This window comes from Glycomyces halotolerans (assembly GCF_054779575.1).
The window spans coordinates 184,491-196,286 of record NZ_BAAGXZ010000002.1; the positions used below are offsets into that span (position 1 = coordinate 184,491).

Here is an 11,796-nt window from a genome sequence, read left to right on the forward strand (position 1 = left end):
ATTCACGGTGTCTGACCAGGGCCAGCGACGCGCTCAGAGCGTCGGTGCCACGTCACAGCTAATCATAGGATGTTTCCGGGCCGGTAGGCCGCGGCCTCAGGGTGGGCCTTCGCCGCGACCGCCACTCTTTCGGTGACACGTTCGACCTGATCCGCCGCTGCGCCAACGAATTCGCTCGTATCGGCCACCAGGGAGTCCAGCGCCGCCCGGTCCATCGGCAGCCGCTGGTCGGCGGCGAGCCGATCGAAAAGGTCGTTCTCACGGAGGCCCTCCTCACGCATGGCCCGCGCCACCGCGACGGCGTGCTCCTTGATCGCCTCGTGCGCGTCCTCGCGCCCGGCACCGCGCTTGACGGCCTCCATGAGGACCTTTGTCGAGGTCAGGAAGGGCAGGTACCGGTCGAGCTCGGCGCCGATGACAGCCGGGTAGGCGCCGAAGTTGTCCAGAACGGTGAGAAAAGTCTCATAAAGACCGTCGACGGCGTAGCAGAGGTCCGGCAGCGCGACCCGGCGCACCACCGAGCACGACACGTCGCCCTCGTTCCACTGGTCGCCGGCCAGCTCGCCGAGCATCGCCGCGTACCCGCGGGCCACCACCGCCAGACCGCCGACGCGCTCGGAGGAGCGGGTGTTCATCTTGTGCGGCATGGCCGAAGAGCCCACCTGACCCGCCACGAAACCCTCCGTCGCCAACTCGGCGCCGGCCATGAGGCGGATCGTCAGCGCCGCGCCGGCGGGCCCGGCGACGGCCTGGACGAGGGCCGAACCGACCTCGTAGTCGAGCGAGCGCGGGTAGACCTGGCCGACCGAGTCCATGACCCGCTCGAATCCGAGATGGTTCGCGACGCGCCGCTCCAGGTCGGCGAGCTTGGACGCGTCCCCGCCGAACAGGTCGAGCATGTCCTGGGAAGTGCCGACCGGGCCCTTGACGCCCCGCAGCGGATAGCGGCGAAGCAGGTCCTCGACCCGCTCGTAGGCGGCCAGCAGCTCCTCGGCCCACGAGGCGAAACGCTTCCCGAGCGTGGTGGCCTGGGCCGGAACATTGTGGCTGCGCCCGGCCATGACCAGGTCCCGGTGCTGCTCGGCGCGGGCGGCCAGGCGCACCAGCGCCGCGACCATGCGGTCGCGCACGACTTCGAGGGACCGGCGCACCTGCATCTGCTCGACGTTCTCGGTCAGGTCGCGGCTGGTCATGCCCTTGTGCACGTGCTGGTGGCCGGCGAGGTCGCTGAACTCCTCGATGCGGGCCTTGACGTCGTGCTTGGTGACGCGCTCGCGTCCGGTGATCGAGTCCAGGTCGACCTGGTCGACCACTCGCTCGTAGTCGGCGATCACCCCCTCGGGGACGGTCACGCCCAGCTCGTGCTGCGCTTTCAGCACCGCCAGCCACAGGCGGCGCTCGGCCTTGATCTTGCCGACCGGGTCCCAGATGTCGCGCATCTGCTGCGAGGCGTACCGCTCGGCGAGCACATTCGGAGTCACGCGGCCATCATGACATCGTGCGCGCGCGAGCGCCCGCTGTGTCGGCGCGCCTGTTAACCAGCACGTGGCGACCCCGTAAACTGTGCGTGTGCGAGTACTCCTGATCGGTTCCGGCGGCCGCGAGCACGCCTTGGCGGTGGCCCTGGCCGCCGACGAATCCGTAGACACCCTCATCTTCGCCCCCGGGAACCCGGGCCTGGCCTCGCTCGGCGAGTGCGTGCGGCTGAACATCGGCGACCCCGCCGCGGTCGCCTCCCTCGCGGTGACCACCGCCGCGGACCTCGTGATCGTCGGCCCGGAGGCCCCGCTGGTGGCCGGTGTCGCCGACGCGGTGCGCGCCAAAGGCATCCCCGTCTACGGGCCCGGCCGCGAAGCGGCCCGCATCGAGGGCTCCAAGGCCTTCGCGAAGGAGATCATGGCCGCCGCCGGCGTGCCGACCGCCGAGGCGCGGACGTGCACGACCCGCCAGGAGGCCGAGGCCGCGCTCGACGAGTTCGGCGCCCCCTACGTGGTCAAGGACGACGGACTGGCCGCCGGCAAGGGCGTCATCGTCACCGAGGACCGCGAGACCGCTCTGGCCCACGCCCTCGAATGCGAACGGGTCGTCATCGAGGAGTACCTCGACGGCCCGGAGGTGTCGCTGTTCGTCGTCACCGACGGCAAGACGGCACGCCCGATGCTTCCGGCGCAGGACTACAAGCGCGTCGGCGACGGCGGGACCGGGCCCAACACCGGCGGCATGGGCGCCTACACGCCGCTGCCGTGGGCGCCCGACGACCTGGTCACCGAGGTCATGTCCAAGGTCGCCGAGCCGACCCTCGACGAACTCGCCCGCCGCGGCACCCCGTTCGTCGGCACCCTCTACTGCGGACTCGCGCTGACCGCGGGGGGCCTCAAGGTCGTGGAGTTCAACGCCCGCTTCGGCGACCCGGAGATCCAGGCGGTGCTCGCGCTCCTGGAGTCACCGCTCGGCGAACTCCTCCACGCCGCCGCGACCGGCAGGCTCGACGACTTCGGGCCGCTGTGGTGGCGCGAAGGCGCCGCGGTGTGCCTGGTGGTCGCCAACGAGGGCTACCCGGAGCAGACCGTCACCGGCAGGCCGGTCTACGGCGCCGACGAGGACGGCGTGCTCCACGCGGGAACGGCCCTCGACTCCTCAGGGCAGCTGATCGCCACCGGCGGTCGCGTCGTCAACTGCGTGGGCACGGGCGCCTCGGTCGCGCAGGCCCGCACCGCGGCCTACTCCCTGGCCGACGGCGTCAAACTCGAAGGCGCCCACTACCGCACCGACATCGCCTCCGGCATCTGACCGGCTCGGTCGCTCCATCGGCGGTCACGCCCTATCGGTCACCCGCTACACCCGGTCGCGCCCTATCGGGCACGACATGCACCTGGGGCCGCCGCGGCCGCTGCCGAGTTCCGAACCGGGGATCGTCATCGTCTTGATGCCGGCGCGTTCCAAGCGGGCGTTGGTGACCGCGTTGCGCTCGTAGGCGACCGCGATCCCGGGAGCCAGCGCCAGGGTGTTGTTGCCGTCGTCCCACTGCTCGCGTTCGGCGGTGACCACGTCGCGCTCTCCGGTGTGGATGATCTCGATGCCCTCGACGCCTATCGCGTCGGCCGCCGCGTCGATGAAGCGGCGCGGACCCTCGATCGACACCTCCTCGCCGTCGGGCCGCAGCGTGTACGCCTCCAGTCGCCGCTCCGCCGGGGCGTACATGACCATGCGGTCCACATCGACCATCGTGCAGACCGTGTCCAGGTGCATGGTCGCCCGCCGCTGCGCGATCGGCACCGCGAGCACGGTGTGGACGGTGCCGCGCTCGAAGACCCGTCCGGCCAGCCGCTCGACCCCGGCCGGGGTGGTCCGCTCGCCGACGCCGACCGCCAGCACCCCCGGCGCCAGCACCAGGACGTCGCCGCCCTCGAGATGCTCGAGCGACGGGTCGTAGATCTTCGGCACCTCGGCGAAGCGCTGGTGGTGGCGGTAGATGACGCCCGTCAGAGCCGTCTCCCGCCGCCGGGCCGGCATCGCCAGACTCGTGACGGCGACCGCGTCGCCGATCCACACTGACGAGTCCCTGGTGAACATCATGTTCGGCAGCGGATCGACCACGAAGTCGGTGCCCCGCATCAGCCGGTGGCGCAGACTGTGCGACGAGCCGAACTCCTCCTTGGTCAGACCCTCGATCAAGACCGCGGCGAGCCGCTCGGGGTCGAGGTCGGCGAGGTACGCCTGCAGCTCGCGCCCGAGGATCTGCCCCAGACGCGGATCGGACGCGACCGAGGAGATCACCTCCTCGCGGGCCCGGGGCAGGTAGAGGCACTCGGTGAGCAGCGCCCCCACGTAGAGGACCTCGACACCGTGGTCCAGCAGCGTGCGCGCGAACCGGTCGTGCTCGGCCTGCGCGCGCTCGACCCACGGGATGCCGTCGAACAGGAGCGCGCCGTTGTTGCGAGGGGTCAGACGGCGAAGCTCGCCGCCGGGCCGATGCAGGATCACGCTCCGCAGACGACCCACCTCAGAATCGACGCCGAACGATCGTTCAGTCGAACTCATGATCCAGACAATAGAGGCACTGCCACCAAAGATCAACTTTTCTCTGTTAACGTGAATCGACTGAGCGTGACGACTAGCCCTCGGGATACCCATTGACACCACTCGAATTGGTCATCCCACTCCGCGCCACCGCACCCGGCACCGATGGCGGACACCTCCATCCCGGTCTCGTGCCATGGCGCGCCGCGGTGTGCGCGAGTACCGACGCGTGCCTGCTGCTGGCCGCCGACACCAGGATCATGGCGGTCTCCCCGGCCGGCCGGGAACTGCTCGGACTCCCCGACGACGTCCACGCCAGGCAGCCGCGGTTCCTCACCTGCGGGGTCAGGTTCCTCGACTTCACCGCCGGAGCCGAGCCCCTCAACGACGCCGAACTGGCGCGGCTGGCGCCGGTGCAGGCGCTGCAGACCGACGCGCTCGAGCGGAGCCTCATGCGCATCGAAATCGGCGGCGTCCACCGCACCTTCGACGTCGTCGCCTCGCCGCTGCACTCACCGCCCGGACTCGACGCCGTCGGGGCACTCGCCTTCGTCACCCCGGTCGGCCCCGCCTGACGGTCAGGACCTGGAGTCCCCGCCCAAGTGGTAGACGACCGCGTCGTCCTCGCGCTCCACGTCCACACCGAACGGATCGGTCTCGTAATCGAGCCCGTCCCACTCGCTGCCCGGCAGCCACGACGGGACCACCACCACCGTCTCGATGCCCGCCTCCTGCAGCGACCCGATCGACTCGGCGCTCGGGAAGTCCTTCGACAACTCCTTGATCGCGGCCTGCTCGTCCGGAGTAAACGCCGAGACGCCGTTGGCCATGTCCACGAACCCGTCGACGCTCCAGTACTGGACCCTGGTGTCCCGCCCGTCCGACGGCAGGAACAGCACCGGCCCGTCGAGCTGCGACATCGCCACCGGCGCCTCCGGCGGCACATGGCGCTCGGCGACCGTCAAGCCCTCGGCCAGGACCAGAGCGATCGGCAGGAACAGCAGGGCGTGCACCCGGCGCGGCGCCCGCACCACCAGGCGCTTGTCGACCCGCGCCTCGTGCGCCACCGCGTCCGCGGCATCGGCGATGCGCGTCAGCGTCCCCGCTGCCAGAATCGCCAGCAGCAGCGTCATGTAGATGACCAGCCGGCCCGGCGTCCGGATCGCGTCGAACCCGGGAACGTAGTCGTACAGCAGCGCCCACGCCCACGCGCCGTCGTCGAGGAAGTTCGGGCCCATGCCGAGCGCCACCGTGACGCCCACGCCCAGCGCCAGCCAGAACCGCTGCCACCGGCTCCAGGCCGACCACACCATCCCCGCCAGCGCCAGCGACAGCAGCGTGAAACCGACCAGCAGCGCCTGCTCCGGCGGCCAGGTCAGGTCCTCCCGCGCCGCCGCGTGCGCCGCGCCCCACAGGCGCGACTCCGGCGGGGCGATGACGAAGCTCTGCCAGGTCGGACTGAACCATCCGATGTAGTCGAGGTCGCGGATCGCCTCGGGGTGGGCGCGCGCGACCACGGCGTGCTTGTCGGCGATCCACAGCACGCCCAGGCTGAACACGACGCCGCCGAAGCCGTCGGCCGCCAGTGTCCGCCAGCGCAGTTTCGGACGCTTCGCCAGCCAGAAGAAGCCGGTGACCACGCCGATGCCGAGCAGGAGGTAGACGAACGGGATGCCCAGCCCCGCGCCGATGCTGAACTGCCAGAGGGCGACCAGCCATCCGGCGACGATCCAGCCGGGGCGCTGGCGTTCGGGCCTGAGGCCGCCGCGCAGCGACCACCCGTGGCCGCGGGCCAGCATCGCCAAAGCCAGGGCGATGCCGCCGCAGGAGAGCACCTGGAGGTGCCCGGCCTGGCCGAGTTTCCAGGGGGCGTAAGCGAAGGCGGCCGCGCCGACGGCCGAACCGGCGATGCGGGCGCCGAGCTGGCGCAGCAGCGCGTAGGCGCCGAGGAACGCCAGCGCGAACGTCCCCATGTAGAGGACGTTGTAGACGATGAGCGCGCTGGTGGTGTCGGTGGCGAACAGTGCGGCCGGCGCGTATCCGAGCAGCGTGTCGGTGAAGAGGTAGGAGTCGCGTGACGGCCAGAAGCCGTTGGCGTCCCAGATCCCGCCGGGGTCTTCGCGGAGGGAGTGGCCGACCCAGCCGAGGGTGTAGGTCAGCAGCAGCGGGTCGCCGAGGTCGTGGGGGATGACCTTGTTGACGTCGCGGGCCAGCGGCCAGGTCATGGCCACCGACAGGAGCGCGCTGAAGAGCGCGGCGGCGGTCCATTCGCCGGTGGCGGCCCGGAAGGCGAGACGGGCGAGGCGGCGGAGCGGCCCTGGGCGGTGCGGACCGGTCGCCGGTGCGGTGTCGACGAGGGTGTCGCCGCCGGCGGCGAATCGCCGCCACCGGTCGGTGTCGGGCTCGGTGTGCGGCTCGGTCCGGTCTTCGGTCTCGGCCGTTTCGGCGTGCCCGAGGTCGGCCGGCGCGGCGTGTTCGGGCGCTTGGGCCACGGCAGGGTCCGCTGCCGGTTCGGGAGGCTCGTCGAGACCGGTCCCGGACTCGGGCTCGGATCCGTCACCTGGTGCGGGTGCTTTGTCGGTGATCGCCATGAGAGAGGAATCTCGCCGTCTCGAGGTGGTCGTGTCACGCACATCCTACGGACAGAGCAAAGTCGCGGCTCGGAAGCATCGCCGAGCGTCGCGGGTCCGGTGCGGGGGGACGATTCGGGATTCGCCGGGGTCGGTTCGCGCCGCCGTCCGGTCCCGTCGGCTCGCGAATCGGCGGCCGAGGGGGCCGTCACTTTTCGATCCTCCGCTCGTTGAACGAGGTTGAGACGTGAAACCCGCAATCGAGCAGACCGGTTCGCGCACGGACCGCGGTTGGAGAGTCGCAGGCATGGGAAGACACGCCATGAAGTTCGGGGAGTCGGCCACGGCGAAGCTTGAGAGTCGCAGGCAGGCTCGACGGGCTGAGTCGCGCCCGCCGCTGCCCTACCCGGTGAACGACGGGCGGGTGGCTCCGCCGGTGCGAGAGGCTCGGGAGCGCCGTGCGCAGCGGCGCAAGTCGCGGTTGGCGGCGCTGTCGGCCGCCTCCATGCTCGCCGTCGGAGGCGCGGCCGGCATGAGCATCGCCTTCGCCGACGAGCCCGAGGCCGGCGGTTCGGGCTCGATCGCCTTCAGCGGCGGCTGCGGCACGCTCGGCGTGCTCGCGCCCAGTTCCGATCCGGACGCCGACGAGGTGACGGTGGCCGAGGGGTCGCGGGTGAGCTTCACGAACAATCTCGGCACCGACGCCGATCTGCATGTCGGCGGGGACGTCTACGACGTCTCCGAAGGCTCGACGCAGGTCCTCGCGATGAACGAGTCGGCCGAGGTCGCCATGGTCCCGAACTGCCGGGGCCTGTTCGCCGACTACAGCTCCGCGCAGGTCATCGTGGTCGACGCTCCCGATACGGACGACGATTCCGACGATGCGAGCGTCGATCCGAGTCCGTCGGCGGCCGAGCTGCCGAGCACCGGTTCGTCCTCAAGCGACGATTCCGGTTCCGAGGCCGGTTCGAGCGGCGGCGGTTCGGACGAGGGCGACGCCGCCGGGGCGGACTCGAATCCCGACTTCCAGGGAACGCGGTCGGACGACTCGGAGAACGGCACGGAGATCGACCGGGAGGCCGAAGTCTCCGATGAGGAGACGGTGAGCTCCTTCGGCTCGTCCGACGACGGGGCCGCCGGAGGCACCGAGTTCGCCCCGGCCGGCGAGGAGGTCGCCGCGGTCGACCCGAAGGCGGTCTCCGACGGCGCGAGCGGCCTCTTGGCCCTGGTCGCGATCGTCTGCCTGGTGGGAGTCAGCGCCGCGGTGATGCGCACCATCCTGCGGCAGCGGGCGACCGCATGAGCGACCGCGAGACACGATGTGAGCGCCGTCGCCGTTCCGGCGGCATCGCTCCCTGGACCGGGGACCGGCCCGGGCCCTGCATGATGGAGTCTCCGTGAGGCACTGAGCTCGGTAATCGCAGTGGTCATTTCCTCCCCAGGTCCCACAACGAGCGCCTTGTCCAGTGCCTCACGGCCCATCATGCCGTGTATGCGAGCGTTCCGGGGTTCGCAGCGTTACTCAAGTGTTACCCATCTCGCCTTCTACCCGGCTTGTCGCGACTTGGGCGCCTGCTTTAGCGTGGGCCGAAGTCCTATTGTCAACGCTCCCCCAGCCTTAGAGTCAGGTACCCCAGCTGTGACCTCAAAGTCAAAAAACTCACGGCGGCTCTGGCCCTACCTAGCCGTTCCGGCGGTCGCCGTCATCGCCGCCACGATCTTCCACTTGGGCGACTTCGCCTCGGAAGCGGGCGGCTCCGGCGGTTCCGCCGACGCGCGGCTGCCCGGATCGCAGGTCGACCAATCGGAATTGGCCGACGCCAGCGTGCGTCCCGATCCGGCCGAACTGCACGCCGCCGCCGAGGAGCAGCTGCAGGACCAACTCGAGACGGCCGTCGAGGACTACCTGGCCGACATCGACGACGAGAACCTCTACGTGTCGATCGCCGTGGCCGACGAGGAGTTCAGTCTGGACTACAACGGCGCGGAGCTGCACGACACCGCTTCGATCGTCAAGGTCGAGATCCTCATCATGCTGCTGCTGGAGTACGAGACGGTCGAGGACATCCCCGGCTGGGTCATCGGCGATGCGGAGCGGATGATCAAGGAATCCGACAACGACGCGACCAACAGCATCCTGTTCGGACTGCTCGACGGGCATGCGACGATGCGCGAGGCGCACGAGTTGCTGGCGCTGGAGCACACCGTCCCGCACGAGACCGAGCGCTGGGGCCTGACGCAGACCAGCGCGATCGACCAGCTCGCGATCCTCGACCACGCCCTCGACAAGGGCGTGCTCACCGAGGAGAAGGCCGCGCTGGCGCGCGAGCTCATGGGCGACCTGGCGGACTTCCAGTACTGGGGCGTCGCCGCGGCGGCCGAGGAGGGCGAGACGGTCTGGATGAAGAACGGCTGGGACACGCGCGACCGGCTCGGCGGCGATTGGGTGGTCAACTCCATCGGCGTCATCGGCGGCGACACCGACTCGCCGATCGGCATCGCGATCCTCACCGGCGGCTCGTACTCCCAAGCGGCCGGGGTCACGCTGGCCGAGGACCTCGCCAAGATCGCCCGAGAGGTCATCGACACCGACCCGTACGCCTGAGCGCGAAGCCTATACTATATATCCTATAGGATATAGGATGGCCGTATGAGAGATCTGTTCTCCGCTTTGGACGACGCGGGCCTCACCGCCATCACCGACGCCGATGTGATCGCCTCCCATTCGGTCGACCATGCGACGCTCGTCAAGCCCGGGCGGGCCGTCGCGCTGGTGCGGGTCCGTTCGACCGAGGAAGTCGCCGCGGTCATGGGCGTCGCCAGCGAGCTGTCGGTCCCGGTGGTCGCTCAAGGGGCGCGAACCGGACTGGCCGGCTCGGCCACCGCCGTCGACGGAGCGATCCTGCTCGACGTCTCCTCGATGGACACGATCCTCTCGCTCGACCCGGTCAACCGGATCGCCGTGTGTCAGCCGGGCGTCCGCAACGCCGACATCTCCAAGGCCGCCGCCGATCACGGGCTGCGCTACGCACCCGATCCCGGTTCGTGGCAGATTTCGACCATCGGCGGCAACATCGCCACCGCCGCCGGCGGCATGTGCTGCGTCAAATACGGCGTCACCGCCGAATACGTGCTCGGCCTCGAGGTCGTCCTGTCCTCAGGGGAGGTCATGCGCTGCGGGCGGCAGACCGCCAAAGGCGTGGCCGGGTACGACCTGGTGCGGCTGTTCTGCGGCTCGGAGGGCACCCTCGGGATCATCACCGAGGCGACCGTCAAGCTCAGTCCCGTCCCCGCGGACCGGTTGACCTTGGCGGCCGTCTTCGACACCACCGCCGCCGCGGGGCGGGCGGTCACCTCGATCATGGCCGCGGGCACGCAGCCGAGCCTGCTCGAACTGATCGACAACGTGCACCTGCGGGCGCTGGAGGACCTGCGGCCGATGGGCCTGCCGACCGACGCCGCGGCACTGCTGCTGGTGGCGGCCGACACCGATCCCGTCGCCGAGCTGGCCGAGATCGAGCGGCTGTGCGAGGGCGCCGGCGCGACCGAGGTCTACCGGGCCACCGACGCCGCCGAGGCTGACGCGCTCCTGGAGTCGCGGCGCGCCGCCTACCACGCGATGGAGCGGCTGGGAACGGTCCTGGTCGACGACGTGGCCGTGCCGCGGTCGCGTCTGGCCGAGGCACTCGACGGCGTCCAGGCCGCCGCGGAGCGGCACGGCGTCGTCATCGGGGTGATCGCGCACGCCGGTGACGGAAATCTCCACCCCAACATCGTCGTCGATCCGGCCGATGAGCGGTCGATGGCGGCCGGCGGTGCGGCCTTCGACGAGATCCTCGAAATGGCGCTGAAGATGGGCGGGACCATCACCGGCGAGCACGGCGTGGGCATGCTCAAACGCGATTGGCTTGCGCGCGAATTGGATCCGGTGAACCTCGCCGTGCAGCGCCGCATCAAGGACGCCCTCGATCCACAGGGGATCCTCAATCCCGGGAAGGTGCTGGCCCGGTAGCGGTCGCCCGCTCGTATACGGATTCGTGTCCGTTCCGCGACAGAGTAATGGGGCCGCAGCGCTTGCCCATTCGCTGCGGCCCCGATAAAGTGGAGGAGCTCCACTTTTCATTGGCACCGGTCGAGCTGTGCCCGATTGCCCTGACCGGTTATGTGCCCCCGGATTGTTCCGTGCCTCCCAGAAGACTGCCCATGTCCCTCTGTTCGGCGTGTCGGCGTGACCGGAACGATTCTTACTATGAGGGGCGTCTCTGAGCGCGGCCTGTGGCAAGGCTGGGAAAAGCCTGTGAATCGATGCTAAACCGTTACGAAGGAACCTCAAATCCGGCGAGTTTGTGCAGCTCAGCGGTGACATCCGAGCGTTGAGCAACTTGTACTCCATCGATTTGTGTGATAAAGGCCACACCTCGGACCGAGGATGACAGCCAGACCGCGGCCATCCCCTTGAGCGCCTCCGCCGACACCAGCCGCTCGGCCGTCTTCAGCCCCGCCTTCGGGGCCTTCTCCAGCAGGAACGCGCTCGTGGTCCCCGGCAGGATCCCGGTCGAGACCGGCGTCGTGCACAGTGTCTCGCCGTCGAGCCAGAGCAGCGACGAGGTCGGCCCCTCCAGCGCGTAGCCGTCGGCAGAGACCCACAGCGCGTCGTCGGCGCCCTGGGCCTTCGCCCAGCGCGTCACCGCCATCTGCGTCGCGTACGACAGCGCCTTGACCCCTCCTAGAAGCCACGGGGCTTCCCCCCGCGCATCGGCATTCACCCCCAGCGAAGCCGTCGCCACCTTCAACCCGTCCCGCCGCGGCAGGATCCGCTCCCGCGGCACCGGGTCGATCGTGGCGAACACCGTCGGGGGACCGCCGTGCTCGCGGCCGCGCGTGGCGATCAAGCGGAGCGCGCCCTCGCCGGCGCCGGTCGCCCGCCACGCCTCCAAGGCCTGCTCGGCCAGACCGGCCATCGCCTCGGCCGGCGGCAGATCGAACTCCATGCGCCGCGCCGAGTTCGCCATCCGCGCCAGGTGCTCGTCGAGCAGGAACGCCTTGCCGTCACGGACGTTGATGGTCTCGAACACGCCGTCGCCGCGGAGCACGCCCAGATCGTCGGCGCACAGGATCGGCTCGTCGGAGTCGACGACTCCTCGGTGCAGTACTGCTGTAACTGTTGCCATGAAGTCATTCTCCTCCTGATGGGAAGTACGATTCA

9 protein-coding genes are annotated in these 11,796 nt (G+C 70.0%); 5 read left to right on the forward strand and 4 right to left on the reverse strand.

Features of this window, described 5'->3' with window-relative positions; all coding sequences use genetic code 11:
- Positions 1 to 62 precede the first annotated feature (62 nt).
- Positions 63 to 1,481, reverse strand: coding sequence for an adenylosuccinate lyase (purB, locus tag ACYVL2_RS02790; protein WP_460539967.1), 1,419 nt, complete (start codon positions 1,479 to 1,481; stop codon positions 63 to 65).
- Between the two features lie 88 nt (positions 1,482 to 1,569).
- Between purB and purD the strand changes: the two genes are divergently transcribed.
- The gene (purD, locus tag ACYVL2_RS02795; RefSeq protein ID WP_460539969.1) at positions 1,570 to 2,790 is read left to right on the forward strand and encodes a phosphoribosylamine--glycine ligase; all 1,221 of its coding nucleotides are present in this window, start codon (positions 1,570 to 1,572) and stop codon (positions 2,788 to 2,790) included.
- Between the two features lie 45 nt (positions 2,791 to 2,835).
- On the opposite strand, the gene ACYVL2_RS02800 is transcribed toward purD, so the two are convergent.
- Positions 2,836 to 4,041: an arginine deiminase gene (locus ACYVL2_RS02800; RefSeq protein ID WP_460539971.1), complete on the reverse strand. Its 1,206-nt coding sequence runs from the start codon at positions 4,039 to 4,041 to the stop codon at positions 2,836 to 2,838.
- Between the two features lie 107 nt (positions 4,042 to 4,148).
- Here ACYVL2_RS02800 and ACYVL2_RS02805 point away from each other — a divergent pair, with 107 nt between their 5' ends.
- Complete coding sequence (locus tag ACYVL2_RS02805; RefSeq protein WP_460539973.1) at positions 4,149 to 4,595, forward strand: PAS domain-containing protein; 447 nt, start codon at positions 4,149 to 4,151, stop codon at positions 4,593 to 4,595.
- A 3-nt stretch (positions 4,596 to 4,598) separates the two neighbouring features.
- Here ACYVL2_RS02805 and ACYVL2_RS02810 read toward each other — a convergent pair whose 3' ends face one another.
- Entirely contained in the window at positions 4,599 to 6,611 is a 2,013-nt protein-coding gene (locus ACYVL2_RS02810; RefSeq protein WP_460539975.1) for a hypothetical protein, read from the reverse strand.
- A gap of 415 nt (positions 6,612 to 7,026) precedes the next feature.
- Between ACYVL2_RS02810 and ACYVL2_RS02815 the strand changes: the two genes are divergently transcribed.
- The 3 genes from ACYVL2_RS02815 (at position 7,027) to ACYVL2_RS02825 (ending at position 10,602) form a co-directional block, all read left to right on the forward strand.
- A complete protein-coding gene (locus tag ACYVL2_RS02815) occupies positions 7,027 to 7,893 on the forward strand; it encodes a hypothetical protein (protein WP_460539977.1) in 867 nt (288 codons plus the stop codon).
- 336 nt (positions 7,894 to 8,229) lie between these two features.
- Positions 8,230 to 9,195 (forward strand): serine hydrolase, encoded by a 966-nt coding sequence (locus ACYVL2_RS02820; protein ID WP_460539979.1) that lies wholly within the window; start codon positions 8,230 to 8,232, stop codon positions 9,193 to 9,195.
- A 45-nt stretch (positions 9,196 to 9,240) separates the two neighbouring features.
- Positions 9,241 to 10,602: an FAD-binding oxidoreductase gene (locus ACYVL2_RS02825; protein ID WP_460539981.1), complete on the forward strand. Its 1,362-nt coding sequence runs from the start codon at positions 9,241 to 9,243 to the stop codon at positions 10,600 to 10,602.
- A 304-nt stretch (positions 10,603 to 10,906) separates the two neighbouring features.
- On the opposite strand, the gene ACYVL2_RS02830 is transcribed toward ACYVL2_RS02825, so the two are convergent.
- On the reverse strand, positions 10,907 to 11,761 hold the full coding sequence (locus tag ACYVL2_RS02830) for an aminotransferase class IV (RefSeq protein WP_460539983.1): 855 nt from the start codon (positions 11,759 to 11,761) through the stop codon (positions 10,907 to 10,909).
- Positions 11,762 to 11,796 lie beyond the last annotated feature (35 nt).

Coding starts and splice junctions, on each gene's coding strand:
- ACYVL2_RS02800 (WP_460539971.1), bottom strand. CDS start 4,041: ATGAGTTCGACTGAACGATCGTTCGGCGTCGATTCTGAGGTGGGTCGT.
- ACYVL2_RS02810 (WP_460539975.1), bottom strand. CDS start 6,611: ATGGCGATCACCGACAAAGCACCCGCACCAGGTGACGGATCCGAGCCC.
- ACYVL2_RS02825 (WP_460539981.1), top strand. CDS start 9,241: ATGAGAGATCTGTTCTCCGCTTTGGACGACGCGGGCCTCACCGCCATC.
- ACYVL2_RS02830 (WP_460539983.1), bottom strand. CDS start 11,761: ATGGCAACAGTTACAGCAGTACTGCACCGAGGAGTCGTCGACTCCGAC.